Genomic DNA, 26,102 nt, shown 5'->3' on the forward strand with positions numbered 1-26,102 from the left:
AGCCTTGAGCCCGTCTGATCGCAGGTCTACTTCCCTCCCAGTTGCTCTTGGATTTAGAGGGTCGCGAGACAAAGCAAAGCTCGGGCGAAACAAGCCGCGAGGCCGAGAAGCCATGTCTATCACCACATATTCGGTGTCATCGCCCGGTTTAGTGTTTAGCCGGCGATCCAGTATTCCAGAGACGGTTGTGATTGAACCGATAAGCCGCGGCGTACTGGCATGACAGCGTCGCTTGGAGAAGCGGGCCAGCGCCACCCTCCGGGCCCGTGCCCCGGACGCAGCGCAGCGGCCCGGCGATGCATCGCATCGTCCGGGGTGGTGCGGCTGCAGAGCCGGGGCCCATGCCGCCGCGGGGGTGTGCCGCCCCTGGGTCCCGGCTCAGCGCCGCATCGCTTGCACGCTGCAGCGCGTCCGGGACACGCAAGAACGAGGAGGCACGCGCTCCCGCAACCAGGTCAACCTTCCTGACCATCTTTTGGCGTTGCAGCGGCTGCCATTTCTCGTCTAGAAACGGTCGCACTGAGCCTCCCGGCAACCAACCGTCAACGGTTTTGGCCGAGGATTTGTGGGCTCAAAAGGGTCTGGCAATGCTGATTCGCGGCCAAATCGATGGGATTTCGGGGGAGGTGGCTCTGGCCGCCGCCACGATCCCGGCCGCGCTGCTGCCCACCCTCCTGATTGGCGGGCTTCTTCTTAGCTGCCCCTGAGGGCCGGCTGGGCGCCACGCGCCTGGGCGCTCAGGGGTTGGTCGAGATCACCGGACACCTCAAGCGCCAGGGACCTAGACGGCCTGAACGGCGCAAAAGCTCAAAAGGAAATTTGAAATGGCCACCGTGAACAAGTCCGAGAAGGACCGCGTCATCATTTTCGACACCACGCTGCGCGACGGCGAGCAGTGCCCCGGCGCCACCATGACCTTCGAGGAGAAGCTCGAGGTCGCCGAGCTCTTGGACGATATGGGTGTCGACGTGATCGAGGCCGGCTTCCCGATCACCTCGCAGGGTGACTTCGAAGCGGTGAGCGAGATCGCCCGCCGCTCCAAGAACGCCGTCATCGCCGGCCTGTCCCGCGCCCATCCCGCCGACATCGACCGCTGCGCCGAAGCCGTGAAATTCGCCAAGCGCGGCCGCGTCCACACCGTGATCGCGACCTCGCCGCTGCACATGCGCGTGAAGCTGAACAAGACGCCGGAAGAAGTGCTGGAGACCTCGGTCGCGATGGTGGCCCGCGCCCGCAACCAGATCGACGACGTCGAATGGTCGGCCGAAGACGGCACCCGCAGCGAGATGGACTTCCTGTGCCGGATCGTCGAGGCCGTCATCAAGGCCGGCGCCACCACGGTGAACATCCCCGACACCGTCGGCTACACGGTGCCGGAGGAATACACCCACTTCATGAAGACGCTGATCGAGCGCGTGCCGAACTCGGACAAAGCGGTGTTCTCCGTGCATTGCCATAACGACCTCGGCATGGCGGTCGCGAACTCGCTGGCCGGCATCGTCGGCGGCGCGCGCCAGGTCGAGTGCACCATCAACGGCATCGGCGAGCGCGCCGGCAACGCGGCGCTCGAAGAGATCGTGATGGCGATCAACGTGCGCAACGACAAATTCCCCTACTGGAACAAGGTCGACACCACGCAGCTGACCCGCGCCTCCAAGGTGGTGTCGGCGGCGACGTCGTTCCCGGTCCAGTACAACAAGGCCATCGTCGGCCGGAACGCGTTCGCGCATGAGAGCGGCATCCACCAGGACGGCGTGCTGAAGGACGCCTCGACCTACGAGATCATGCGGCCCGAAATGGTCGGCCTGAAGCAGTCCTCGCTGGTGCTGGGCAAGCATTCCGGCCGCCACGCCTTCGTGCACAAGCTGGAGGAGATGGGCTACAAGCTCGGCCCGAACCAGCTGGAAGATGCGTTCACGCGCATGAAGGCGCTGGCCGACCGCAAGAAGGACATCTACGACGAGGACATCGAGGCGCTGGTCGACGAGGAGATGGCGGCATCCCACGACCGCATCAAGCTGACCTCGCTGACCGTCATCGCCGGCACCCATGGCCCGCAGCGCGCGACCATGAAGCTGGACGTCGACGGCCAGATCAAGATCGAGGAGGCCGAGGGCAATGGTCCGGTGGATGCGGTGTTCAACTGCATCAAGCGCCTGGTGCCGCACGAGGCCAAGCTGGAGCTGTACCAGGTCCACGCCGTCACCGAAGGCACCGACGCGCAGGCGGAAGTGTCGGTGCGGCTGTCGCAGGACGGCCGTTCGATGACGGCGCGCGCGGCGGATCCGGATACGCTGGTGGCCTCGGCCAAGGCCTATCTCGGCGCGCTCAACAAGATCGTCATGAAGCGCCAGCGCGACACAGTGACTTCGGCTGCGGCGAGCTGACGCGTGGAGCTTGTCATTCCGGGGCATCGCCCCGGAATGACAGCATTCATGATGAATAGCTGCCCTGCTAAGGGCCAATAGCGGCTCAGCGTCCCAGCCGCTATTGATGTCAACGGCTTGAGGATCGGCCACCCACGCGCCCGGGCGGCCAAAATAATTTTAGGGAGAGACTATGCGCACCTTCGCGATCGCCGCATCCATTGCGGCACTGGCACTCGGGCTTGCCGGGCCGGCATCGGCCCAATCGCCGATCATCATCAAGTTCAGCCACGTCGTCGCCACCGAGACGCCGAAGGGCAAGGCGGCGGAGAAGTTCAAGGAGCTCGCCGAGAAGTACACGAACGGCAAGGTCAAGGTCGAGGTCTACCCGAATTCGACGCTGTACAAGGACAAGGAAGAGCTCGAGGCGCTGCAGCTCGGCAGCGTGCAGATGCTGGCGCCGTCCAACTCCAAGTTCGGTCCGCTCGGCATCCGCGAGTTCGAGGTGTTCGATCTGCCCTACATCCTGCCCGACCTGAAGACGCTGCGGAAGGTGACGGAAGGCCCGCTCGGCGCGCGGCTGCTCAAGCTGCTGGATGCCAAGGGCATCACCGGCCTTGCCTATTGGGATAACGGCTTCAAGGAGATGAGCGCCAACAAGAAGCTGGTGACCCCGGCCGATTATCAGGGCGTCAAGTTCCGCATCCAGTCCTCGCGCGTGCTGCAGGCCCAGTTCAAGGCGCTCGGCTCGCTGCCGCAGGTGATGGCGTTCTCCGAAGTCTACCAGGCGCTGCAGACCGGCGTGGTCGACGGCCAGGAGAACACCTGGTCGAACATCTATACCCAGAAGATGCACGAGGTGCAGAAGTACATCACCGAGACCAATCACGGCTACATCGGCTACGTCGTGATCGTGAACAAGAAGTTCTGGGACGACCTGCCGGCCGACATTCGCGACCAGCTCACCAAGGCGATGAAGGAAGCGACCGAATTCGGCAATGCGCAGTCGCAGAAGGAGAACGATGACGCGCTCGCCGAGATCAAGAAGAGCGGCAAGAGCGAGATCATCAAGCTCACGGCCGAGCAGAACGAGGCGATGCGCAAGGCGATGGAGCCGGTCTACAAGGACGCGGCGAGCCGCGTCGGCCAGCCGCTGATCGACGAGTTCCTCAAAGAGGCCAAGAGCACGACGAACTGAGCACGACGAACTGAGCGATTCGAACGATAAGCCAAGGCTTCCGTGCGCGCTGCACGGAAGCCTTTTTGTTGCGAATGATTTCCATATTGCGACGAGAGGTAAAATCGCGCGTTACATCTTGGTAAGGACGCCCTCCCTGTCCAAGTTGTAAGTTGCGTGTAAGCCACACTGCGCCCATCTTCATGGACATCCTTCCAGAGGAGGTTCGGATGAAGAAGTTCACCATCGCCGCCATCGCCGTGCTCAGCATCGCCGGCTCGGGCGCGGTCTATGCCCAATATCATCGCCCGTGGATGGAGCACATGCGCCACCACATCCGCATGAACCCCGAGGACCGCGCCGCCCTCGTCGACGCGCGGATCGCCGCCGTCCATGCCGGGCTGAAGCTCAATGCCGATCAGGAGAAGTTGTGGCCGCCGGTCGAGGCCGCCGTACGCGACTTCGCCAAGCTGCGGATCGACCGCGCCAATGCACGGATGAATGCCGGCCCCGGCGATGCCGGCAAGGACGCTGACATGCCCGAGGATCCGGTCGCCCGCCTGCGCCAGCGCGCCGAGGACATGGGCGCGACGTCGGCGGCCCTGAAGAAGATCGCCGATGCCGCCGATCCGCTCTACAAGACCCTCGACGAGGGCCAGAAGCGGCGCCTCGCCGTGCTGACCCGCCATCGCGGCCCGTTCGGCGGCGGCGAGGACGGCCCGCCCCGCCACTTCATGGAGCGCGGCATGGGCGGCCGGATGATGGATCGCAGCATGGAGCACTTCCATCACGACCGTTTCGACCGCGATGGCGGCCCGGACCGCGACCGTGAGGGCCGGCTCTGAACGAGGCGGGGTCTTGCGGAGATTAGCCCCGGAATTAACCTTGGCGAAGCCGCTGGAATCCAGCGGCTTTTCGCTTTTTGGGGACTGTGGAAAAACCTTCGCCGCATCGCTTGCCAGACCGGATTCGCTTTGCTAAACGACCGGCCTCGCAAGGCATTGACCGCCTTTCGGGCGCATAGCTCAGTTGGTAGAGCAGCTGACTCTTAATCAGCGGGTCCCAGGTTCGAGCCCTGGTGCGCCCACCATTGGAAAACCCTTGGTTTCCAAGATCTTGAATGCCGAAATCGCCGAATGTTCGGCCAGACGGCCGAGCCCCTGGAGATTCGGGGCGACAACCCTTTCCGTTCCCGCGCCTGCCGCAACGCGGCTCGTTTGATCGAGCGTCTGCCAAAGAGCATTACGAGCCTGCTAAAGGCGGGCGAGGATCTCTCGGAATTACCCGGCATCGCAAGGATCTTGCGGGAAAGATCGCGACCATCGTCGCGACCCGCAAATTCGGCGTGCTTGACCGGCTCAAGCGCGAACTGCCAGGCGTCTCGGCGAGATCGCCGCACTTCCGGGGGCTCGGCACCAAGCGGAGGCAGATGGCGGTCGCCGGAAGTTTCGTCGCAGGCGCGATACCGTCGGCGATCTCGACATCGGGCGGCGACGCAACGCTCGGCCGGCGATCGGTATCTCGTGTTGCTAGGCATGATGTAGTCTTGTGACGTTCACGCTCGCGGCGAGGCGCTGAACGTCCTCGGCGCGGCAAAGCCCCGTGCCAGGGCTGAGCAGCGCGGCCGAGCCGCCGGCAATGCCGTATCGGAACGCCCTTTCCAGGTCGTCGTCATGGGCCAGGCACGACACCATCGCCCCCAGAAAGCTGTCGCCGGCGCCGGACACGCTGATGGGAGCAATCGGCAGGCCATCCGCACGCAAGGCCATGTCGCGGGTCAATAGCAACGCGCCCTGCGAGCCCATCGAAAGCGCGATGATCTCGATGCGGTAGCGGTCGAACAGGCGGTGTCCCGCTGCGATGAGCGAAGGTTCATCAGTGTTGCTGATCCCGGCGAGGTCCTGAAACTCCCGCAGGTTGGGCTTGATGAGATAAACGCCCGCCGCCAATGCCGCCTTCAGTGCGGCGCCGGTCGTATCCACGATCACCCTGGCTGCGCCTTTTGAGGCCTGTACGACCCTGCCATAGAAATCATCTGGGGGGCCCGGCGGAAGGCTGCCGCTTGCGATCACGAATGCCGCCTGCCGGCTGATGCGCGCAAGGGCGTCGAGGCACTGCTGCCATTCGAACTCGCTGAGGAGGGCGCCTGGAAAGACCAGGCGAAACTGCTCGCGCGTCGTCTCGTCGAAGACGGTGATGTCCTCGCGCGTGTCATTCGATGTCGGGATCACGATACTGCGCACGGCTTCGCGCTCGACCAGCGCCGCCAGGGTCTGCCCGGAGGCGCCTCCGGCCGGGTAGATCGCGATTGCCTCGGTGCCGAGCCGCTTCAGAACGCGGGCGACGTTGATGCCGCCGCCACCAGGATCGCGCTTGGCTTCCGCGCAGCGCATCTTGACGAAGGCCTGCATTTTTTTGACGGATGTCGAGATATCGACAGCCGGGTTGATGGTCAGCGTAACAATCTGGATGGGCGCTGTCTCAGCCAAGACCCTCAGTCTCCATCAAGGCGCGAAGCCCGACGAACGCGACGTCTTCGTCGAGGACGAGATAGGCAGGTATCGGCGCGAGGTATGACTTGAGCCGTCCCTTGCCTTCAAAGCGTGCGCGAAACTGCGATGCGGCAAGATATTCCGGCATGTGTCGCAAGATGCCTCCAGCGATGAAGATGCCGCCCTTTGCGCCGATTGCGAGCGCAAGATTGCCCGCAACGGACCCCAGCATCGCGCAGAACATGTCGACCGCCGACCGGCTGATCGGACAGGAGCCCTCGATTCCGGTCCGCGTGATGTCGGCCGCGCGACGTCTCGGGACCGTCACGCCGTCGAGGGACGCCAGAGCGTCGTGGAGATTTTCCAGCCCCGCACCCGACAGAACGCGTTCGGAAGAGACGTGCCCGAAGCGTGCCCGCAAATGGTCGATGACCGCGTCTTCGCGCAGCGAGCCGCCTGCCATCGTGGAATGTCCCCCCTCGCTGGGAAGTACGATCGGGGCGCCGGCATGCGGTATGCTGATCACCATGCCGAGGCCAGTGCCTGGGCCAAGCGCAGCGAGGGGCGCTCGTTCGACGCGTTCTCGCCCGCCGAGTTGCAGGAGGCTTCCCGGCGGAAGATGGGGCAGGGCCCACCCCACAGCTTCGAAATCATTGAGCAGACGCACCGATGAGAACCCGTAGTCGCGGCACAACTCTGCCGCATCAATGATCCAGGAATTGTTGGTGAGAACGCAGCGGCCATGCTGAACCGGGCCGGACGCGGCGAGGATGGCGTTCCGAATTGTACCGGCCGGCGCTGTAGCGCCGAGATAGGTCGCGAGAGCCTGCTGAAAGGTGCCGAAATCGCCGACGGCCATATGGGAGATCGGACCGAGCTTGCCGTCGGCCGAGAGGGCGAAACGGGCGTTGGTCCCGCCGATGTCGGCGAGCAGAGTGGCCGTCCTCGAAGAGGCTGTCGTCATGACGAGTGCCTCGCCTTGATCAGCCCGGCGTACCAGCCGAATGAAGCCTTTGGTATCCGCCGCAGCGAGGCATAGTCCACATATGTCACGCCGAACCTGGTGCTGTAGCCGGAATCCCATTCGAAATTGTCGAGCAACGACCAGATGAAATAGCCGCGCACATCGACGCCGCTTGAGGCCGCGGCATTCATCGCCTCGATATAGGTCTTCAGGAATTCAATTCGGTCGCTGTCATTTACCACGCCCGTCTGATCGGGTTGGTCGTAGCTGCCATATCCGTTTTCGAGAACGTAGATCGGAAGCCCGTAACGCTCATGGACGGATTCGAGAGTCCACCGGAAAGCCTCGGGCTCGATCGGCCATCCGATCGGGGTCAAGGGAACGTCGGCCGGTTTGTCGCCGAAGTCGTAGCCCAGCATCGCCTCCGCACGCGCCTTCACATAGACCGGACTGTAGTGGTTGAGCCCGAACCAATCGAGCGGACGGCAAATGCGCGCCATGTCGCCCGGTCGCATGTGCGGCTCGATCGACGTCCGCATCGATGGCGGATAGGCGCCAAGGCATTGCGGGTCTGGAAAGACATCGTTCCAATAGATGTTCAGCCGCGCCGCCGCCGCTGCGTCGGCCTCGCTTGCGCTGGAGGGACGGCAGGGCTGCCGGTTGTGAATGCATCCGATCGAGACGCCGGCAACGCTCGCGCGCAGCACATCCACAGCCGCCCCATGCGCGAGATTGACGTTGTGGATCATGCGGTGGAGCTCGTCCTCGCTTCCGCGATCCCGCTTGCCGAGCGAGCGGCCGAACAGAGTGAAGATGGACGGTTCGTTCAATGTCGCGAAACGCTTGACCCTGTCGCCGAAGCGTCCGGCGGCCAGGGCGGCGTAGTCGGCGAACCACACCGCGGACTCTCGATTGAGCCAGCCGCCGCGCTCCTCCAGGGCCTGGGGCAGGTCCCAATGATAGAGGCACAGCCATGGCTCGATCCCGGCGGCCAGGAGCTCGTCGATGAGCCGGTCGTAGAAAGCAAGGCCGGCCTCGTTGGCGGATCCGTATCCTTGCGGCAGCACGCGCGGCCAGGCCACCGAGAACCGGTAAGCCCGCACGCCGAGCGCCTTCATCAGGCCGACGTCCTCGCGATAGCGATGATAATGATCACACGCGACGTCGCCTGTGTCGTGATTCCTGATGGCGCCGCTTTGGCAGTAAGTGTCCCAGATGCTGAGCCCGCGGCCGTCTTCGCGCGTGGCTCCCTCGATCTGGAAGCTCGAGGTGGAAACGCCCCAGATGAAATCCGGGCGCAGGCTCGCGGTGTTTGGCAGTCGGGTTGTCGACATGAACGACCTGCTTGGTCCAGCCCGCCGTGATTGATGTGACATTGGTAGTCATGCTGGTTCCAGGCGGTATTGAGATATCTCAATAAGCCGCGGCTCGGCTGTGCAAAGGATTGTCGTCCTAAGACCGTTGCTGGGGTCTGCAGTGCAAAGAACAAGATGGGGCGGGGTCGTTGACGGCGACTTCAGCGGAAGCGGCTACTTTCGCGTTGCCGAGCGCAATGGCGTTTTCTGGCTCGTCGATCCGGACGGAGGCCGTTTCATCTCGAAGGGGGTCAATACGATCCGCTTCGATCAGGAACGTATTGGGGGGACCGACCGCTTTCCCTACGCCGAGGCCTGCCGAGCCAAATACGGCAGCCTGCAGATCTGGCGATCTGCCGTGGCTGACCGCCTGGCGAGCTGGGCCTTCAACACGGTCGGGTGCTGGTCGGACGAACTCGTCGCCAGTTCGGGATCGCGGCTGTTGGCAACCACCCCGGTCGCGGAGCTGGGCGCATCCTTCCGCCTGCACCGGCGCGATCAGGTCTTCCCTGACGTCTTCGACCCCGAATTCGCGGCGCACATCCGCGCAAGTGCCGATCAGCGTTGCCGGCATCGGCGCAATGATCCCGGCTTGCTCGGTACCTTCATCGACAACGAGCTCTACTGGTCACCCGACTGGCGCAGTTCCGACGAGCTCCTGACGCTGTTTCTGAACTTGCCGTCCCGTCGACCCGGCAGGGTCGCCGCCCTCTCGGGACTACAGGCGCGGTATCGGGATTTTGCTCAATTCAACGCGGTATGGCGCACACAGGCGCGATCCTGGCAGGAGCTTGGCAGGATTGAACATGTCGCGGCACCGTTCGTGAGACTTCGCCCTGGCGTCCTGAACGATGCGCGCGAGACCAAGGCCAATCTGGCAGATCCCGCCCGCGAGGCCTTCTCGGCGGATTGCGATGCCTTCGTGGCCATTGTGGCTGACAGATACTTCGAACTGTGCGTCTCGGCCATCAAGGCGGCCGATCCCAATCATCTCGTGCTCGGATCCCGGTTCGGCTATCAGCCGCCGACGGGCGTCATCGCGGCTGCCGGCCGCCATCTCGATGTGATCTCCTTCAATTGCTATGACTTTAACCCCGGCCCGGTCATTGACGCTTATGCTGCAGGCGGGAAGCCATGCCTGATCACCGAATTCTCGTTTCGAGGCGACGACGCAGGCTTGCCGAATACGAAAGGTGGAGGACCCCGGGTGGCGACCCAGACAGAGCGTGCCCAGGCTTTCGAGGGCTACGTTGTGACGGCACTCAGCAAGCCGAATGTGGTCGGCTATCACTGGTTCGAGCACGCCGATGAGCCGGCGCAGGGACGGTTTGACGGTGAAGATTCGAATTTCGGCACCGTAACCATCGAGGACCAGGTTTATGAAGAGCTGACGAAGACCATGACGAGGGTCAACGCAGCGGCAGAGCAGATCCACGCCGCGGCTATCCCCGTTGTGATCTGATTACTACAGGGCGGTCAGGCGTCGCGCGTCGGACTTCGGCAAGTCGGCTTCGGCCTCGGACACGATGGCCATGGTCCGGAATACGCTCGCGGGATTGACGCTGATCGAATCGATGCCCAGGCCGGTCAGATAGCGCGCGATCTCCGGATAGTTCGCGGGCGCTTCGCCGCAGATGCCGATATGGCGACTGTTGCGCTTGGCGCCGACCACCGCCTGCCGGAACATTTCCAGCATTCCCGGATCGCGCTCGTCGAAGTCGAAGGCCACGATGTCGGAATCCCGGTCGACCCCGAGCGTGAGCTGGGTGAGATCATTGGAGCCGATCGAGAAGCCGTCGAACAGCTCCGCAAACGCGTCGATCTGAATGACGTTGTTCGGGATCTCGCACATGACATAGATCTCGAGACCGTCCTCGCCGCGCTTCAGTCCATTGGCCGCCATCGTGGCGATCACGCGCCGGCCTTCCGCGACGGTCCGGCAGAACGGCACCATGACACGCAGATTGGAAAGACCCATGTCATGACGCACCCGTCGAAGCGCGGCACATTCGAGGGCAAACCCCTCGGCGTAGGCGGGATGGCTGTAGCGAGCGGCGCCCCGGAAGCCCAGCATTGGGTTCTCTTCCCTGGGCTCAAAACCCTCGCCGCCGATCAGGCTGGCATATTCGTTGGTCTTGAAATCGGAAAGCCGCACGATCACGGGCTTCGGATAGAAGGCCGCGGCGATGGTGCCGACTCCTTCCGAAAGTCGTTGCACGAAGAAGTCGGCCGGGCTGGCGAAGCCCTTCACAAGGCGTGCGATCTCGGCCCGCGCCTTGGCCGACTTGATCTTGTCCGGCTTGAGCAAAGCCATGGGGTGAACGCCGATATGCTCGCTGATGATGAATTCCATGCGGGCGAGGCCGACTCCGGCCTGCGGCTGCATCGCGGTGCGGAATGCCATCTCCGGAGTGCCGACATTCACCATGATGGCGGTCCGTGGTTGCCGCAGCTCGCTGATCGGCGTCCTGGTCACGTCGAAATCGATCAGTCCCCGGTAGACGCTGCCGACATCGCCTTCGGCGCAGCAGATCGTGACTTCCGTGCCCGTCTTGATCTTCTCGGTGGCGAGCTTGGCCCCCACGACCGCAGGGATGCCCAGCTCTCGCGCGATAATGGCGGCGTGGCAGGTGCGGCCGCCCTTGTCGGTGATGATGCCGGCCGCGATCTTCATGACCGGCTCCCAGTCCGGGCTGGTGGCCGGCGCCACCAGGATCTCGCCGGGCTTGAAGGCGGCAAGATCGCGCGCGGTCAGCACGCGGCGTGTCCGTCCGGAGGCGATCTTCTCGCCCACCGCGCGGCCGGTAACGACGACCGGGCCGCGTCCCTTCAGATTGTATGTCTCGTAAACGTTCGCGGAGCGCCGTGAGGCGACCGTCTCGGGCCGAGCCTGGATGATGTAGAGCATTCCGTCAGCGCCATCCTTGGCCCATTCGATGTCCATTGGCATCGCTGCGCCGGCATGCCTGGAGTAATGAGCTTCGATGCGAACCGCGATATCGGCAAGGCTCAGCACCTCCTCGTCGGAGATGCAGAATTTGCGGCGTTCGGCTTCGGGGACATTGCGGGTGAGCGTTGCATGCTCGCCGCCGCGCTTGCCGTAGATCATGCGGATCTGCTTGGCGCCGAGCCGCCGCCGAAGCACGTGGCGATAGCCCTGGCTCAGCGTCGGCTTGTGAACATAGAATTCGTCCGGATCGACCTGGCCCTGCACGATGGTCTCGCCGAGACCGTAGCAGCCTGTGATGAAGACCACGTCGCGAAAGCCGGATTCGGTGTCGAGCGTGAAGACGACGCCGCTGGCGGCCAGATCAGAACGCACCATCTTCATCACGGCGACGGAGAGCGCGACCTTGAAGTGATCGAAGCCGTTGTCGATGCGATAGGAAATCGCCCGATCGGTGAAGATCGACGCGAAACAACGCCGGCAGGCCTCGAACAGATCCTTGGGCCCGCGGACGTTGAGAAAGCTTTCATGCTGGCCGGCAAAGCTCGCCGTGGGTAGGTCCTCGGCCGTCGCAGAGCTTCGCACGGCGACGGCAACCCCGTTTCCGGCCTCATGTTCGAGCTGCCGATATGCGTCCTCGACCTGCTTGCGGAGGAGGGGGGTGTCCATGGCCTCGTATATGATCTCGCGAGCCTTCGCTGCCCTGCTGGCGAGCTGTCTTATCTTGCTCTTGTCGATCCCGTCGAGGAGCCGGTGCAGTTCGTCCGCAACCCCTTGACGTGACAGCGCGTCGCGATAGGCCTCGGCCGTGATGGCGAAGCCATTGGGAACGGCAATCCCCTGCGACGCGAGTGCCGTGTACAGCTCACCGAGCGAAGCGGTCTTGCCGCCGACCAGACCGACGTCGTCCAGTCCAATGTCAAGGAAAGATCTAATGTACCCGGGCATATCGATAGCAGACCACGTCCTTGCGTCTTGTTTTTGAGGCAAGTCAAGCTCGGTGCTGTTACCGCGCCCAGCGAGGTCGGCCCAGTTCAGCTCAGTTGAGGGAAATCAAGCTGTCTGGCGGAAAGTCGGTCAAAGCTCCATCGTCATTGAGCGCGAAAGCGAGGTGGGAGAGTGATTCCCGTCAACAGTGCTTTGCGGGTTGTGGTGGCCGGCTACGCCTACAAACTGATCGCCTTCCCGAGCGGAGCATCTGCTGGTTCGGGTGAGACTGGACAAGTTCGGAGGCAACCTTGCCAGCAACATGTCCGGCGGCCAGCAGCAACGGGTGGCAATCGCCAGAGCATTGGCCATGAGGCCGGATCTCGTGCTCGCGGACGAGCCAACTGGCAATCTCGACACCAAGTCGGCCGATGCCGTCTTCGACTTGATGCGGCTGGTCAATCGGGAGAGTGGCACGAGCTTCTTGCTGGTCACCCACAACATGGATCTGGCAGCATCGCTGCGACCGGATCATCCGGGTGATCGATGGCCGGATTGCTGGTCACTAAGAACATAATCCGGAAAGTGCGTTGCGCGTGAACGCCGCCGCGGGTGAGCTGGAGCCTTGGTGCGCCCACCATTCCAAAGCCCCGCAGACGCGGGGCTTTTCCGTCTCAGGTCCTGGAGCAAAGAGCTCAGACATTCACTTGCGTTGAGGCATGCCGGCCGGAACGATTGTTTGAACGATCGACGAATCCAGCGCTTCGTAGTCGTGCAGGCGGATCGTTGCGTAGAGCTCCGCCCGCGTCTGCATCCGATCGACAATTTTGTGCGTGCCGCCGTCACGTGAAATCGCCGCGTAGAGTTCGGCCTGGGCCTTGTTTGCCATTCGCAGTGAGGAGACCGGCCAGATCACCATCGCATAGCCCATCGCCTCGAACTCTGCGGCCGTGAAGAACGGCGTCCTGCCAAACTCGGTCATGTTCGCGAGCAGAGGCACACCCGGCATGCGTTCGGCAAAGGCACGGAACATCTCGGCGGTGTTGAGCGCTTCCGGGAAGATCGCGTCGGCGCCGGCCTCCATGTAGAGCTTGGCGCGGGCGACGGCGCCGTCGAGGCCTTCGCTGGCGGCAGCGTCGGTCCTGGCAATGATCACGAGATCGCGCCGGGCTTTCGCCGCGGCCGAGATCTTCGCCGCCATGTCTTGCGCGTCTGCAATCTTCTTGTCGTTGAGATGGCCGCACTTCTTAGGCAGGATCTGGTCTTCGAGGTGAAGCGCGCCCGCGCCGGCATCCTCGAACATTCGCGTCGCATGCATCACGTTGAGCGCCTCGCCATAGCCGGTGTCGGCATCGACGAGCAGCGGAAGTCCCGACGCGCGGGTGATCTGGCGAACGAAGAAGGAGACCTCGTCGACGGTGATGATGCCGAGATCGGGCAGGCCCATCGACGCCGTCATCGCCGCGCCCGATAGATAGAGCGCCTCGAAGCCCGCCGCCTTGGCCTGCAGCGCCGCCATGCCGTTGTGCGCGCCCGGCAGTTGCAGAATGCCGGGTCGCTTCAACAGCGCGCGAAAACGCTGGCCGGCGGATTCGCGGGGAAGTTCGGCGGCAACGAGATAGGTCATCGTTCAGAGCTCCGGATGGAATTATGCACTACGCCGCGCCTGCGCGGCCGTCTTGGCGGTTCGATAGAACACGTTGCCCTCGAACAGTCGCCGCGCGGTGCGATAAACCGCGCCATGAAGGGCGCGTGCATTCGCAGGCTCGTCGGCAGGTTCGACCGCGGCATCGACCACGGTCGTGCCGGAGGGATGGGCGATGACGATCGGGCCATCGTCGGCGCGGGCCATCCGGTTTGCCAGCGTGCCCTTGATGCGGACCGCGATGGCAAGACAGGTGGCGCCGGTAATCGGGACCGCGCGATGCGGCTGGCCGATCGAGATCATCCGGATGCCCAGCGACATCTCCGAAGGCTCCAGATGCCGCCCGGACAAGGTCGTCATCTGTCTGGGCGACACGATCATCGCGACCTTGGGCACGCTCGGGATCTTCGCGGCGGCCGCGACGTCGGGCGCAAGGCCCATCGCCACCGAGGCCGCGCAGCGGATCGCTTCCATCTTTGCGAGGAACGCCGGATCGCTCTCGAGCGTATCAGGCATCTCATCGCCTGCCTTGCCGAGCGAGTCGGCGGCGACGAAGACACAGGGGTTCGCGGCATCGACCAGCGAGGCCTCGATCGTACCAGCGCCGGGAATTTCGAATCGATCGCAGGCGCGCCCCGTGGGCAGCAGGCGTCCGGTCCTCGTGCCACCGGGATCGACGAATTCGAGCCGCACCGGCGCGCCCTGTCCGCCGACGCCGTCGATCGTCATGTCGCCGTCGATCTCGACCTCGCCATCGGTCATGGGGAAGCGTGCGACGATGATCTTGCCGGTGTTGGTGTTGTGAATGCGCACGACCGCTTCGCCGTTCGCGGGCGCGCTCACCAGGCCTTCGCTGACGGCGAACGGTCCCATCGCCGAAGACATATTGCCGCAATTGGCGCTGTAATCGACCGCGGCACGCTTCACGTCGACTTGCGCGACCGTATAATCGATGTCGGCATCGTCGCGGGTCGGCGCGCCGACCACGCAGACCTTCGACAGCGACGACAGCCCGCCGCCCATGCCGTCCAGCTGGCGGCCGTTGGGATCGGGCGAGCCCATCACGGCCAGGAAGATCGGATCCCAGAGCGCAGGATCTGCCGGCAGGTCTTGTCTGTTGAACACGACGGCCTTCGAGGTGCCGCCGCGCATGAAAGTCGCCTTGAGCTTGTTCTGGGGCATCGAGTGATCCGTTGCATACCGTTGTATACTCTGGATACCACTGTATACATTCGTGATGCGGCCTGCTACTCTTATTCTATTCGGTGGACGCTGATGGTCTCGTTCCAGACAGGCATCGCGACGCCGAATATCCTGCGTCGATCATGTGCTCCGTGCGTCGGAAGGATCAGGCGCAGATCAATGATGGACGGCCTGCGCCTCACGCTTGCATGAGGTTTCTGCTGCCGAATGAGATCGGGAAGACTTCATGAACGACGACATGGTGCTGCCGGACCGCGCGAAGTTCGCATCTGCTGCCGATTACGCTTACGCAGCGCTGCGGCGTGAGATCGTCGAGGGGCGCTTTGCCCCAGGGCGGCGCATGCGCGAAGTCGAATTGGCGGAACACCTCGGCATCAGCCGAACGCCGACGCGGCAGGCGCTGACGCGTCTCGAGCTCGAAGGCCTGCTCGATCTTCGCCCGCGAACCGGGCTGGTCGTCTCCATTCTCGACATGGATGCGGTCGAAGAGCTCTATGAGATGCGCGCGGCGCTGGAAGGCACGGCGGCGGCGATGGCCGCCAAGCATGCAAGCCCGAAGGACCTCGCCGCACTTGCCCGGCTCATCGCCGAAGGTGAAAAGCTCGATCGCGATCCGCTGAAGCTCTATCGGCACAACAGGGAACTCCACGACGCCATTCAGGTCGCCGCGCACAACCGCTATCTCGAAAAGAGCTTGTCGGCACTGCAGGACGCGATTGCGCTGCTGGGGCCGACGACCTTGGCTGACAAGGGGCGCTTCGCCGTCGCCCAGGCCGAGCACGCCGCCATCGTGCAGGCGATTTCGCAGAGAGACGACGAGAAGGCCAACAACCTAGCGCGCACGCATGTTCTCAATGCGCTCGAGACCCGCCGCGTAATCCTGGCGAAGGAACGTGAACTGGAAGCGCGCCGCGAGCACGACGGCGCCTGAACTCCTCCCTGCGGTGCTGATCATCGCGCGTTCGGCACGTTCGCGATCGGCCATCCGACCTCATCAATCCAGGTAACCGCCTGTTCTTGGGAGCTTTTTTCCCGAATGCCGGTTTGCGCGGAAATATCTTGCATTCCAATGTATACAGAGGTATTCACCAGCATACAGAAGCACAGAAGACGCCTGCGGGAAGGAACGGAAATGCACGAAGAGTTCGATGTGATCGTCGTTGGCGCTGGAAACGCTGCCTTGGCTGCGGCGGTCTCGGCGAAGGAAAACGGCGCGGATCGTGTCGTCGTTCTCGAAAAGGCTCCCCGCGAAATGCGAGGCGGAAACACCCACTGGAGCGGTGGTGTGCTGCGTTTCGCCTATGATGAACCGCGGGAGATCGGCGCCCTGCTGCCTGGGATCGAGGACGAGTTCGAGAATTTCTACGACGGCATCTCGCCCTATACGCAGGAAGACTTTCACGGCGATCTCATGCGCGTCACCAACGGGCGTACGGATCCGATCCTGTCGCGTCTTCTCGTGTCGAACTCGCAGGCGACCGTTCGCTGGATGAAGGACACCGGCGCCATCAAGATGGAGCCGGCGATCAGCCTGTCCGCCGTCAAGAAGGACAATGTCATGGTCTGGGCGCGCGGCCTCGTCGTGCGCGCCGCACATGAGGGCGTCGGTCTTTCGCGCAGCTGGTTCTCGACCTGCGAGCGCATGGGCATCGAAGTGCGATACGGCAATGCCGTCTCGGAGCTGCTTGTCAACGACAATGGCTGCGTCGTCGGCGTCAAGACCAAGGACGAGGAGGGCGTTCGCTCGCTCGGTGCCAAGGCCGTGGTGCTCGGTTGCGGTGGCTTCGAGGCCAACGTCCAGATGCGCACGCAGCATATCGGCGCGCTGGTCGGCGCCGCGAAGGTCCGCGGCACGCCGCACAATCAGGGCGACGGGCTGCGGATGGCGCTCGCCATCGGTGCGATGCCGTGGGGACAATGGAGCGGTTGCCATGCCACCCCGATCAGCGCGGACTGGGGCGACTTCGCGCCGCGCGAAATGACCGACCGCAGCAACCGTCTGTCCTACGTCTATTCGGTGATGATCAACCGCAAGGGCAAGCGTTTCGTCGACGAGGGCGAAGACGGCGCGCTCTTCACCTACGCCAAATTCGGCCGGGCGATCCTGGCCGAGCCGGGCGCCAAGGCGTACCAGCTGTTCGACAGCAAGGTCGTCCACCTGCTCGAGCCGCGCTATGCGACCAGCGATCCGATCAAGGCCAATTCGCTCGAGGAGCTGATCGCGCAGCTCGATATCGACGACAAGGCGCAGGCCCTCAAGACGGTCCTCAACTACAACGACCACGCGCGAGCGGCGGACGAGGGCTTCGACCCCACCAGGAAGGACGGCCTCTCGACCAAGGGTCTCGATCTCGAAAAGAGCAACTGGGCGCTCCGTCTCGACAAGCCGCCCTACTATGCCTACAGCGCGACCGGCGGCATCACCTTCACGTTCGGCGGCCTGAAGATCAACGAGAATGCCGAGGTGATCGGCACCGACTGGCGCCCGATCAAGGGACTGTATTGCTGCGGCGAACTGGTCGGCGGCTTGTTCTACGACAATTATCCCGCGGGCACCGGCCTCGTCTCGGGTGCGACGTTCGGCCGGATCGCCGGGCGCAACGCCGCGGGCGTGCAGAGCGTGGCGCCGGCCAAAGCGGTGGCATCGCGATGAGCGCCGGCACCACGACGATGTCGCTCGCGGAGCGGATCCGTGCCTGCGATCCGCCGCCGCGAGATCCGAAGGCTGTTGCGCGCGCGCGAGCTGCCATCATCACCGCGTTCGGCCGGACGCTGTCCGGCGCGCCGAGCGCCATCACCACGGCATTGCTGGCGACATCAGGTGTCGCCGCCGCCGGCGGCTCGTCGCTTGTGTTCGGCACCGAACGGCGCACGAGCGCGATCGAGGCCGCGTTGGTCAACGCGACCGCGGCCGTCGCGGGATCCGACGCGTCACCCGATGCTGCGAACGGAGCCTTCGTCGTTTCGCTGTTCGGCCTCTGCGAGGAGCGCGGAAAGACCGGGCAGGAGTTCGTTGACGCGTTGCTCGCGGGTGCCGGGATCGTGCGGTCTCTGCCGTCGGCTGGTCGGCTCGCCGCGCCCTTGCTGGGCAGCGTCGCCGCCGCGGCCCGGTTGCTCGGGCTGAGCGCTGCGAAGATTGCAGCCGCGTTGCTGATGGCGGTTGCGGCAGATGCCGGCACGCCCGCGGCCGGGCAGGGTGGAGCTGAAGCGCTCATGGTCGGTCAAGGCCTGAGAAACGCACTGCTTGCTGCACTGCTGGCCGAAGCGATGGACGAGGCATCCTGCCAACAGATGATCGAAGACGATCAGCGCGCCGCTGGCGAGGCCCTTCCGGGCGCGGAAGCGCTCGATCTTCTCGCGCTCCGATCGCCGCCGGGAGCCGATCTCTGGGATCAGTTCGACCGGCACGTCGGCGCCATCCTGCCGCGCGACGACGTCGCTCCCTTGTTCGAGCGGCTCGAGACCATCGACAAGGTGAAGGATCTCGCGACGGTCTCGCGCCTGCTGCAGGGACGCGGCCTGCGAGCGGCGCCGAAGAAGGTCGTCTTCGCGCCCCGCGGAACGCATGAACCGGAGGAGACCAATTGGGTCCCTTGACCCCGCGACGAGGGCGATGGCGTGAAGTCGCCATCGCAAACCACTGGCATTGCCTGACAAGAACAAGCCGAGCCTGAAAACAAACGAGCAAGGCAGACAAGAGCAACATCTGGGGAGAAATTGGAATGAAGCGTTTTGAGTTGATTGCCGTGCTGGCCGCGTCGGTCGTCTGTTCCGCCGCCCACGCCGAAGATAGTGTCACGATCGGCGTACACGCCAGCTTTTCAGGTGCAGGCGCCGCGTTCGCGGAAGGCATGCTCGCCGCCACCGATTTCGCCACTGAGGACGCCAACAAGGACGGCGGGCTCGATGTCGGCGGCAAGCGCTACAAGATCCAGTTCAAGCAATATGACGACCGCTACCGCGCCGCGGACGCGGTCACGGCGATGGATCGCCTCATGATCCAGGACGGCATCCGTTTCGTGGTCGGCCCGATGGGCTCGGCGGCGGCCGTGGCGACAAAGGATCAGACCACGTCCGGAAAAGTCATCACCATGACGTTGGCCTTCACGCCGCGAGCGCTCGGCGCGGACGCGCCGTTCGCCTATCGTCCTGTCATCACAACCGGCGAATTCTCCGATCCGCAGGTGGCGTGGCTGATGAAGAGCACGTCGGCCAAGCAAGTCGTGTCGCTGCTTCCGAACGACGAGACCGGGCAGCAGATCGGCGTGGCGAATTTCAACTCCTACGCCAAGGCCGGCACGAAGCTGCAGGTCGAATATTTCGAGCGTGAGCGCGTCGATTTCGTGCCCATCCTCACGCGCATTCTCATGAAGGCCGACGGCCTCGAGCTCGGCGGCAATTCGCCGACCACGGCCGGGCTCATCCTCAAGCAGGCCCGCGAGCTCGGTTACCGCGGCCCGGTGTTCGTCACGGGCGGCGACGTCTCGGCGGAGATGCTGAAGGTGGCCGGCAAGGACGCGGCCGAAGGCACCTACGTGCATCTGCCGATCGACACCGGCCTGCCGGATACCGCGGCCTATGTCGCCCGCTTCAAGGCCAAGTACGGGCAGAACATGAATGGCTTCAGCCCGTTCTTCTATGCCGGCTTGCAGATGCTGTTCACGGCCATGAAGAAGGCCGGGACCGTCGACGACACCACCAAGATCGCCAAGACCCTCGATGGGCTGTCGGACGTCCCGACCGCGATGGGGAAAGCGGGTTGGACCGGCGAGCAGAAGTACGGGATCAAGCACCAGATCGATCTCCCGTTCTATGTCGGGCAGATCAAGGACGGCGTGGTGACGAAAGTCGCCACCTGCGATGTCAACGCCTGCAAGTAAGCGTTCGCTGAAACGGCCGAGGCGCCACGTGCGCCTCGCCGATGCGATTGGAGTCGTCCCGTGAGCATGGACATCATTCTGGCCCAGACGATCGTGAACGGCCTCATGGTCGGCATGATCTATGTGCTGATGGCGATCGGTTTCACCATGGTGTTCGGCATCATGCGCATCGTCAATTTCGCGCATGGTGAGTTCTACATGGTCGGCGCGTTTCTCTTTGCCATCCTCTACGGCAGCAACGAGATGCCGTTCGCCGTCAGCGTTCTGCTCGCGGTCGGCGCGACGGCCCTGCTCGGGCTGGTGATGGAGTGGGTCGTCTTCCGCCGGTTTCGCGGCAACGAGCTGAACGGCATGATCGCCTCCGTCGGTGTCGCTCTCATCATCCAGAACAGCGCGCTGCTGATGTGGGGGGCCTCGGCGCGCACTGTGCCGCCCGTCGTCTCCGGCGTTCTGTCCGTTGGCGGGATCGTGTTCCCCTGGTCGCGGCTGGTGGTCATCATCGGGGCGATCGTTGCCGTCGTGTCGCTCAATCTGTTGATCGGGTATACAAGGATCGGCCGGGCCATGCGGGCAGTGGCACAGGACTCCGAGATTGCCCAGGTGCAGGGCATCCGCGTCGACGTGATCTTTCCCGCCGCGTTCGTGCTGGGTGTGAGCCTCGCAGCCTTCGCCGGCGTCCTGATGGCGCCGGTCCTGTCGGTCTCACCCTTCATCGGGCTGGCACCGACACTGAAAGCTTTCGTGATCGTCGTCATCGGCGGGCTTGGCAGCGTCCCGGGCGCGGTTGTCGGCGGGTTGCTGATCGGTCTGATCGAGAGTTTTGCCGGCACCTTCGTCAGCGCCTCGCTGTCCGAGATCCTTCAGTTTCTGGTCGTGATCGCCGTCGTGTTGCTGCGCCCGCAAGGCCTGCTCGGCCGAAAGGAGCGTGAGGCGTGAAGTCTCCAGCCATCAAGCCCTTGCATTATGCCGGCGTCCTCGTCGCGGTTGCGCTTGCGGCGCTGCTGCCCTGGTTCGCGCCGAACCAGTTCTACATCCACCTCGCGACGGTTGGCTGCATCAACCTCATGCTCGTGCTCGGCCTCGCCATCATCGCCCGCGCGGGCCAGCTCTCCATGGGCCATGGCGGCTTTGCGCTGGTCGGCGGATATGTCTCGGCGCTGTTGTCGATGAAGGGCTGGCCGCCTCTGCTGACGCTGTTCATTGCAGGATTGGCTGCTGCTGTGATCGCCGCCGCCCTGGGCTGGATCATCTTGCGCTTGCGCGGCGTGTATTTCGTGCTGGTGGCCTTTGCGTTCAGCCAGATCGCAGTACTGCTCGCGCTGGATATGAGCTCCATCACCGGAGGCGCGAACGGGCTCGTCGGCGTGCCTCCGATTTCGATCTTCGGCTACGTCCTTCGCGCCAAGCCGCAATTCTATCCCTTTGCGCTCGGCTGCGCGTTGACGACGCTGGCTCTCACCTGGCTGCTCTACCGCTCGCCGCTGGGGACGATGATGGCGGCCACCGCCGAGAACCAGCGTCTCACCGAATCCAGTGGGATCGACACGCACCGGGTCCAGGTGATCGCCTTCACGATCGGATCCGGCATCGCCGGATTTGCCGGTGCCTTGTCGACACATTATCTCCGCTTCATTTCTCCTGATTCCTACACGTTCTGGGAATCCGTTTCCTACCTGACGATGCTCGTTGTCGGCGGCCGCGACGGCGTGCTCGGGCCGGTCGTGGGCGTTCTCGTCCTTACGCCCCTGCCGGAGCTGCTGCGATCCACCGAAGGCCTCCAGCACATCATCTACGGGACAGTGCTGGTGCTCTGCCTGATGTTCGTGCCGAATGGCCTCGCGAGTATCGTCCAGATGTGGCGTGCGCGCCAGCGCGTCACAACGACCAGCGCAACCCTCGTGGCCGGGGAAGTGCCATGAGCATGCTCGAGGTCGACAGCCTGAAACGTTCCTTCGGCGGCCTTGTCGCCGTCCGCGACGTCTCCTTCGCGGTCAACGACGGCGACTTTCTCGGCCTGATTGGCCCGAACGGCGCAGGCAAGACCACGCTGTTCAACGTCATCTCTGGCGTTCTCCGACCTTCGGCGGGAACGGTCAGGTTCATGGATCGCGATATCTCCGGGCAGCCTGCCAACCAGACGGTGCGCCAGGGGCTTTCGCGGACCTTCCAGGCCGCAACCATCTATCCGGAGGCGACGGTCATCGAGAACGTCGCGCGCGGCACGCTGGGCTCGAGCCTGACCGGCCTGTGGGGCGGGTTTCTCTCGAACAAATGGCGCGTTGCGGCGGAAGAGAAAGCGCTGCATGTGCTCGACCTGCTCGGGTTGGCACGCCGCGTGGGCCTGAAGGCGCGAGAACTGTCCTATGGCGAGCAGCGACGCCTTGGCGTCGCGATCGCGCTTGCCAGCGAACCCCGGCTGTTGATGCTCGATGAGCCCGTGGCGGGACTCAACCCTGAAGAGGCGGCCGAGCTCGCATCGGTGCTGCGCCGGGTCAAGGCGGAGCGCGGCGTCACCATGGTGATGGTCGAGCACCACATGCGCACCGTGATGGGCCTTTGCAATCGCGTCGTGGTGCTGGATCACGGCACCCTGATCGCGCAGGGAACCCCAGCGGAGGTCGTATCGAACCCGGTCGTGATCGAAGCCTATCTCGGCAAGGAAGCGGTCCATGCTTGAAGTTCGCGGGATCAGCGTCGCCTACGGACCCCTCACGGCGGTCCGCAATCTGAGTCTGTCGGTTGCCGATGGAGCCATCGTGTCACTCATCGGCTCGAATGGCGCAGGCAAGACGACCACGATGAAGGCCATCATCGGGCTGAAGCCGGTGAGCGGCGGGGAGATCTATTTCGACGGCGAGCGCATCGACGGCGTCGCCGCCCCGCAGCGGGTCGGGCGCGGCATTGCACTGTCGCCCGAAGGGCGGCGCGTGTTCCCGCAGATGAGCGTGCTCGACAATCTCCTGGTCGGCGGCTACTCGCAGCGCGACAACGCGCAGCAGAGGAAGACGCTGGACCAGATCTACGGATACTTCCCGCGCCTGGTGGAGCGGCGAAGCCAGATGGCGGGTTCGCTGTCGGGCGGCGAGCAGCAAATGGTCGCCATCGGCCGCGCGCTCATGGCAAGGCCGCGCCTGCTGCTGCTGGACGAACCCTCGCTCGGGCTGGCTCCGATCATCGTCGACGAGATTGCGCGCATCATCGCCGAGATCAACCGTGATATCGGTGTGTCGATCATCCTGGTCGAGCAGAATGCAAAGCTTGCGCTGAACCTCTGCCACGAGGCCTTCGTGCTGGAAACGGGCGCGGTCGCGCTCAGTGGAAAGGGCCGGGACCTCCTGGCCAGCGACTATGTGCGCCGGGCCTATCTTGGTATCTGAATGATTCTATCTGGAAATTCCGGAGTTTTGACATGACTGGCACTTCGACCTTCGGCTTCATCGGTTTGGGCGTCATGGGCGAGCCCATGTGCCGGCACCTCGTGCAGAAGACGAAGCAGACCGTGCTGATCCACGACATCAACCCCGAGCCGGTGGCGCGCCTGGTTCAGGCTGGCGCCGTCGATGTCGGCTCGATCGCGGGACTCGCGAAAGCCGACATCATCTTCATCTCCATGCCGAGCGGCGAACACCTCAAGAAAATCTGCGGGATGCCGGGCGGGCTGCTCGAGCTTGCGCACGCCGGACAGACTATCGTCGACCTCTCGACCAGCCCGTTGAAGCTGACACGCGAACTGGCCGGCGCATTCGCGGCGAAAGGCGCAGACTATGCCGATGCGCCCGTCGCCAGGACGCGCGCGGCGGCTGAAGCCGGAACGCTGGCGATTTCCGTCGGCGCCACCGCGGGTGTGTTCGCGCGCATCGAGCCCCTGCTGCGCTGCTTTGCCAGCGAGGTCACCCATTGTGGCGACGTCGGATCGGGCCAGGTGGTGAAGATCCTCAACAACATGGTCGTGGTCGGGACCGTGACCGCCTTGTGCGAAGCCGCCGCGATCGCGAACGCCGCGGGTGTCTCGACCGAGACCCTGTTCGATGCCTTCTCCAAGGGCTCCGCGGACAGCTTCGCGCTGCGCAATCACGGATACAAGGCCGTTGCTGCGCGCGAGTTTCCCGAGCGGGTGTTCTCGACCGACTACATGCACAAGGACGTATCCTACGCGCTCGACATGGCGAAGGATGCCGGCATCGAGGCAAGGGAAGCCGCGCTCGGCGCCAGCCTTCTGACCGAAGCGTCTCGTGCCGGTTTCGGCGCGAATTACTGGCCGGTCATCGTGAAGATCATCGAGCGCTCCTCGAAATAGCGGCAGCGCCGGCAACCGGGCCGAACCAACAAGACGAACATTCAACGGGAGGACTTCGTGCGGCTGCTGTTGTTGACGATCGCGCTGCTTGTTTCGAACTGGAGCCTGGCAGCCGCGGAAAACTATCCCTCGCAGAGAATTACCGTCATCGCGCCCTTTGCCCCGGGCAGCGGGACCGATGGCGTCGCGCGCATCGTGTTCCAGCGACTGTCCGAGCTCTTGAAAACGACGATCGTCATCGACAATCGGGTCGGCGCCAACGGCGCGCTGGGCGCGACGGCAGCGGCGCGTTCGGCGCCGGACGGCTACACCTTGCTGGTGGGTGGTACCTCCACGCACGCCGCCAACCCGAGCATGCTGAAATCGATCCAGTACGATCCCGTCGCCGATTTTGTGCCGATTTCGCAGTTCGGCCTGTTTCCCTATTTCCTGATCGTCGATCCCGGCCTGCCGGTCAAAAGCGTTGCCGATCTCGTCGCGCTGGCCAAGAGCAGGCCGGGCACGCTGACATTCGGCTATGCCAACGCGCTTGGCCAATTGTCCGGTGAAGCGTTCAGGCGCCGGGCGGGTATCGATATCGCCGCCGTGCCCTACCGGAACAGCCCGCAGGTCGTGACCGACATCATCGCGCAGCGTGTCTCGATGACGTTCATGGACATGGCGCCTGCGGTCGCGCAGGTGGAGGCGGGCCAGGCGCGTGCGATCGCAACCACGAACCCGGCCCGTAGTTCGCAATTCCCTGACATCCCGACCATGAAGGAGGGCGGGCTCGCGTTCCTCAATATCTCCGCATGGTCCGGGCTTTTCGCGCCGAAGGACACGCCGCCGGAGATCGTCGCGAAGCTTTCGGAAGGGGTGCGCGAGGTTTTGGCGGAGCCCGAGATCAAGAGTCGTCTCGCCGAGATCGGCTTTGAGGTTCAATGGATCGGCCCGGCGGACTTCGCCAAACACGTCAGGGACGACATCGAATTGTGGGCCACGACAACGAAGGAAGCTGGCATCGAACGCCAGTAGGGACCGACATGTCCGAGTATGAAATCTACGCGATCCGATATGCTCGCAAGGACGAGCGCCGTGCATCGGAGAACTTCATCGACAGCAGCGATGTGCCGGATAATCCGATGCCGCTCGATTTCTTCGTCTGGGCGCTGGTCGGCCGGGACCGCACGGTGATCGTCGATACCGGCTTCGATGAGGAGGCGGGCAGGCCGCGCAACTATGCCGTCACACGGCCGGTGGCCGAAGGCCTCAAGCAGATCGGCATCACCCCCGACAGCGTCAAGGACGTCATTCTGACCCACATGCATTGGGATCATGCCGGCAACCACGACCTGTTTCCGCAGGCGCGCTATCACGTGCAGGAGCGCGAGATGCATTTCTGCACGGGGCGCTGCATGTGCGACGCCGAGCAGAACAAGGCCTACAACGCCGAGGATGTCAGCCATATCGTCCGGCGGAACTTCGAAGGGCGTGTGACCCTTCGCGATCCCAACTCCGATTTCGACGACGGGATATCCCTGCACTGGCTGGGTGGACATACCGCGGGACTTCAGGTCGTGAGGGTGAGGACACGCCGCGGTTACGTGGTGCTGGCTTCGGACGCCTCGCACTATTACGCCAACATCCTGCGGCGCCGGCCGTTTCCGGTCTTGTTCGACACGAACCAGATGCTGAACGGCTTTGCGGTCATCGAAAAGCTGGCGGATAGCCCGTCGCACATCATTCCCGGTCACGACCGGCAGGTGCTCTCGCTGTTTCCTGCCGCCCGCGAAGGGATCGAGGGGATCGCGCGATTGGACGCCGATCCCCTCGGGAGTCCAGCCTAACCATCAACCGAAGCCAGACCCGA

Annotated in this window: 22 protein-coding genes, 1 tRNA gene and 1 pseudogene; 18 read left to right on the forward strand and 6 right to left on the reverse strand. The window is 63.9% G+C overall.

All coding sequences use genetic code 11. The annotated features are described in order from the left end of the window. The first annotated feature begins 824 nt into the window (after positions 1-824). The 5 genes from Q0743_RS26055 to Q0743_RS34310 all read left to right on the forward strand — a co-directional run bounded on the left by Q0743_RS26055 (position 825) and on the right by Q0743_RS34310 (position 5,087). Complete coding sequence (locus Q0743_RS26055; protein WP_298244345.1) at positions 825-2,387, forward strand: 2-isopropylmalate synthase; 1,563 nt, start codon at positions 825-827, stop codon at positions 2,385-2,387. A gap of 172 nt (positions 2,388-2,559) precedes the next feature. Then, positions 2,560-3,564: a TRAP transporter substrate-binding protein gene (locus Q0743_RS26060; protein WP_298244346.1), complete on the forward strand. Its 1,005-nt coding sequence runs from the start codon at positions 2,560-2,562 to the stop codon at positions 3,562-3,564. Between the two features lie 209 nt (positions 3,565-3,773). Continuing rightward, the gene (locus Q0743_RS26065) at positions 3,774-4,388 is read left to right on the forward strand and encodes a Spy/CpxP family protein refolding chaperone (RefSeq protein WP_298244347.1); all 615 of its coding nucleotides are present in this window, start codon (positions 3,774-3,776) and stop codon (positions 4,386-4,388) included. A gap of 169 nt (positions 4,389-4,557) precedes the next feature. Beyond that, positions 4,558-4,633, forward strand: a tRNA-Lys gene (locus tag Q0743_RS26070). Between the two features lie 46 nt (positions 4,634-4,679). Further along, positions 4,680-5,087 carry a hypothetical protein gene (locus tag Q0743_RS34310; RefSeq protein ID WP_367184941.1) on the forward strand — a complete coding sequence of 136 codons (408 nt, stop codon included), beginning with the start codon at positions 4,680-4,682 and terminating at the stop codon, positions 5,085-5,087. Here Q0743_RS34310 and Q0743_RS26075 read toward each other — a convergent pair. From Q0743_RS26075 to Q0743_RS26085, 3 genes are read right to left on the reverse strand one after another with little or no spacing between them, the layout of a single operon-like run. Beyond that, a complete protein-coding gene (locus Q0743_RS26075) occupies positions 5,073-6,032 on the reverse strand; it encodes a 1-phosphofructokinase family hexose kinase (RefSeq protein ID WP_298244348.1) in 960 nt (319 codons plus the stop codon). The genes Q0743_RS34310 and Q0743_RS26075 overlap by 15 nt on opposite strands. Next, a complete protein-coding gene (gene glk / locus Q0743_RS26080) occupies positions 6,025-6,999 on the reverse strand; it encodes a glucokinase (RefSeq protein WP_298244420.1) in 975 nt (324 codons plus the stop codon). The genes Q0743_RS26075 and glk overlap by 8 nt, the downstream gene beginning before the upstream one ends. After that, positions 6,996-8,333: a GH1 family beta-glucosidase gene (locus Q0743_RS26085; protein WP_298244349.1), complete on the reverse strand. Its 1,338-nt coding sequence runs from the start codon at positions 8,331-8,333 to the stop codon at positions 6,996-6,998. The genes glk and Q0743_RS26085 overlap by 4 nt, the downstream gene beginning before the upstream one ends. Positions 8,334-8,475: 142 nt before the next feature. On the opposite strand from Q0743_RS26085, the gene Q0743_RS26090 reads away from it, so the two are divergent. Next, positions 8,476-9,816, forward strand: a complete 1,341-nt coding sequence (locus Q0743_RS26090) for an agarase (RefSeq protein ID WP_298244350.1) — start codon at positions 8,476-8,478, stop codon at positions 9,814-9,816. A 3-nt stretch (positions 9,817-9,819) separates the two neighbouring features. Here the strand turns inward: Q0743_RS26090 and ppsA are convergent, their stop codons facing one another. Further along, positions 9,820-12,249: a phosphoenolpyruvate synthase gene (gene ppsA, locus Q0743_RS26095; RefSeq protein ID WP_298244351.1), complete on the reverse strand. Its 2,430-nt coding sequence runs from the start codon at positions 12,247-12,249 to the stop codon at positions 9,820-9,822. 238 nt (positions 12,250-12,487) lie between these two features. Here ppsA and Q0743_RS26100 point away from each other — a divergent pair. Further along, a pseudogene (locus tag Q0743_RS26100) lies at positions 12,488-12,797 on the forward strand (ATP-binding cassette domain-containing protein); the annotation flags it as partial. Between the two features lie 134 nt (positions 12,798-12,931). Here Q0743_RS26100 and prpB read toward each other — a convergent pair. Both prpB and Q0743_RS26110 read right to left on the reverse strand, forming a co-directional pair. Beyond that, entirely contained in the window at positions 12,932-13,855 is a 924-nt protein-coding gene (prpB, locus tag Q0743_RS26105) for a methylisocitrate lyase (protein ID WP_298244352.1), read from the reverse strand. A 21-nt stretch (positions 13,856-13,876) separates the two neighbouring features. Further along, positions 13,877-15,055, reverse strand: a complete 1,179-nt coding sequence (locus tag Q0743_RS26110) for a 2-methylaconitate cis-trans isomerase PrpF family protein (RefSeq protein WP_298244353.1) — start codon at positions 15,053-15,055, stop codon at positions 13,877-13,879. A 247-nt stretch (positions 15,056-15,302) separates the two neighbouring features. Here Q0743_RS26110 and Q0743_RS26115 point away from each other — a divergent pair, with 247 nt between their 5' ends. The 11 genes from Q0743_RS26115 to Q0743_RS26165 all read left to right on the forward strand — a co-directional run bounded on the left by Q0743_RS26115 (position 15,303) and on the right by Q0743_RS26165 (position 26,079). Next, positions 15,303-16,007, forward strand: a complete 705-nt coding sequence (locus tag Q0743_RS26115; RefSeq protein ID WP_298244354.1) for a GntR family transcriptional regulator — start codon at positions 15,303-15,305, stop codon at positions 16,005-16,007. 201 nt (positions 16,008-16,208) lie between these two features. Continuing rightward, positions 16,209-17,729, forward strand: a complete 1,521-nt coding sequence (gene tcuA, locus Q0743_RS26120) for an FAD-dependent tricarballylate dehydrogenase TcuA (RefSeq protein ID WP_298244355.1) — start codon at positions 16,209-16,211, stop codon at positions 17,727-17,729. Continuing rightward, entirely contained in the window at positions 17,726-18,673 is a 948-nt protein-coding gene (locus tag Q0743_RS26125; RefSeq protein ID WP_298244356.1) for an MmgE/PrpD family protein, read from the forward strand. The genes tcuA and Q0743_RS26125 overlap by 4 nt, the downstream gene beginning before the upstream one ends. Positions 18,674-18,798: 125 nt before the next feature. Beyond that, positions 18,799-19,956, forward strand: a complete 1,158-nt coding sequence (locus Q0743_RS26130; RefSeq protein ID WP_298244357.1) for an ABC transporter substrate-binding protein — start codon at positions 18,799-18,801, stop codon at positions 19,954-19,956. Between the two features lie 66 nt (positions 19,957-20,022). Beyond that, positions 20,023-20,892 (forward strand): branched-chain amino acid ABC transporter permease, encoded by an 870-nt coding sequence (locus Q0743_RS26135; protein WP_298244421.1) that lies wholly within the window; start codon positions 20,023-20,025, stop codon positions 20,890-20,892. Further along, a complete protein-coding gene (locus Q0743_RS26140; protein ID WP_298244358.1) occupies positions 20,889-21,875 on the forward strand; it encodes a branched-chain amino acid ABC transporter permease in 987 nt (328 codons plus the stop codon). Before Q0743_RS26135 ends, Q0743_RS26140 begins: the two co-directional genes overlap by 4 nt. Beyond that, positions 21,872-22,633: an ABC transporter ATP-binding protein gene (locus tag Q0743_RS26145; protein WP_298244359.1), complete on the forward strand. Its 762-nt coding sequence runs from the start codon at positions 21,872-21,874 to the stop codon at positions 22,631-22,633. Before Q0743_RS26140 ends, Q0743_RS26145 begins: the two co-directional genes overlap by 4 nt. Then, positions 22,626-23,333 (forward strand): ABC transporter ATP-binding protein, encoded by a 708-nt coding sequence (locus tag Q0743_RS26150; RefSeq protein ID WP_298244360.1) that lies wholly within the window; start codon positions 22,626-22,628, stop codon positions 23,331-23,333. Before Q0743_RS26145 ends, Q0743_RS26150 begins: the two co-directional genes overlap by 8 nt. 32 nt (positions 23,334-23,365) lie before the next feature. Then, positions 23,366-24,253: an NAD(P)-dependent oxidoreductase gene (locus Q0743_RS26155; RefSeq protein ID WP_298244361.1), complete on the forward strand. Its 888-nt coding sequence runs from the start codon at positions 23,366-23,368 to the stop codon at positions 24,251-24,253. A gap of 57 nt (positions 24,254-24,310) precedes the next feature. After that, complete coding sequence (locus Q0743_RS26160; protein ID WP_298244362.1) at positions 24,311-25,267, forward strand: tripartite tricarboxylate transporter substrate binding protein; 957 nt, start codon at positions 24,311-24,313, stop codon at positions 25,265-25,267. Positions 25,268-25,275: 8 nt separating this feature from the next. After that, positions 25,276-26,079, forward strand: a complete 804-nt coding sequence (locus Q0743_RS26165; protein ID WP_298244363.1) for an N-acyl homoserine lactonase family protein — start codon at positions 25,276-25,278, stop codon at positions 26,077-26,079. Positions 26,080-26,102: the final 23 nt, after the last annotated feature.

Source organism: uncultured Bradyrhizobium sp. (assembly GCF_936943645.1).
Classification (GTDB): domain Bacteria; phylum Pseudomonadota; class Alphaproteobacteria; order Rhizobiales; family Xanthobacteraceae; genus Bradyrhizobium.

Excerpts from the sequence above, each read along its gene's own strand:
- Q0743_RS26055 (WP_298244345.1), top strand. The coding sequence starts at position 825 with ATGGCCACCGTGAACAAGTCCGAGAAGGACCGCGTCATCATTTTCGAC.
- Q0743_RS26060 (WP_298244346.1), top strand. The coding sequence starts at position 2,560 with ATGCGCACCTTCGCGATCGCCGCATCCATTGCGGCACTGGCACTCGGG.
- Q0743_RS26065 (WP_298244347.1), top strand. The coding sequence starts at position 3,774 with ATGAAGAAGTTCACCATCGCCGCCATCGCCGTGCTCAGCATCGCCGGC.
- Q0743_RS34310 (WP_367184941.1), top strand. The coding sequence starts at position 4,680 with ATGTTCGGCCAGACGGCCGAGCCCCTGGAGATTCGGGGCGACAACCCT.
- glk (WP_298244420.1), bottom strand. The coding sequence starts at position 6,999 with ATGACGACAGCCTCTTCGAGGACGGCCACTCTGCTCGCCGACATCGGC.
- Q0743_RS26085 (WP_298244349.1), bottom strand. The coding sequence starts at position 8,333 with ATGTCGACAACCCGACTGCCAAACACCGCGAGCCTGCGCCCGGATTTC.
- ppsA (WP_298244351.1), bottom strand. The coding sequence starts at position 12,249 with ATGCCCGGGTACATTAGATCTTTCCTTGACATTGGACTGGACGACGTC.
- prpB (WP_298244352.1), bottom strand. The coding sequence starts at position 13,855 with ATGACCTATCTCGTTGCCGCCGAACTTCCCCGCGAATCCGCCGGCCAG.
- Q0743_RS26110 (WP_298244353.1), bottom strand. The coding sequence starts at position 15,055 with ATGCCCCAGAACAAGCTCAAGGCGACTTTCATGCGCGGCGGCACCTCG.
- Q0743_RS26115 (WP_298244354.1), top strand. The coding sequence starts at position 15,303 with ATGAACGACGACATGGTGCTGCCGGACCGCGCGAAGTTCGCATCTGCT.
- tcuA (WP_298244355.1), top strand. The coding sequence starts at position 16,209 with ATGCACGAAGAGTTCGATGTGATCGTCGTTGGCGCTGGAAACGCTGCC.
- Q0743_RS26125 (WP_298244356.1), top strand. The coding sequence starts at position 17,726 with ATGAGCGCCGGCACCACGACGATGTCGCTCGCGGAGCGGATCCGTGCC.
- Q0743_RS26130 (WP_298244357.1), top strand. The coding sequence starts at position 18,799 with ATGAAGCGTTTTGAGTTGATTGCCGTGCTGGCCGCGTCGGTCGTCTGT.
- Q0743_RS26135 (WP_298244421.1), top strand. The coding sequence starts at position 20,023 with ATGGACATCATTCTGGCCCAGACGATCGTGAACGGCCTCATGGTCGGC.
- Q0743_RS26145 (WP_298244359.1), top strand. The coding sequence starts at position 21,872 with ATGAGCATGCTCGAGGTCGACAGCCTGAAACGTTCCTTCGGCGGCCTT.
- Q0743_RS26150 (WP_298244360.1), top strand. The coding sequence starts at position 22,626 with ATGCTTGAAGTTCGCGGGATCAGCGTCGCCTACGGACCCCTCACGGCG.
- Q0743_RS26155 (WP_298244361.1), top strand. The coding sequence starts at position 23,366 with ATGACTGGCACTTCGACCTTCGGCTTCATCGGTTTGGGCGTCATGGGC.
- Q0743_RS26165 (WP_298244363.1), top strand. The coding sequence starts at position 25,276 with ATGTCCGAGTATGAAATCTACGCGATCCGATATGCTCGCAAGGACGAG.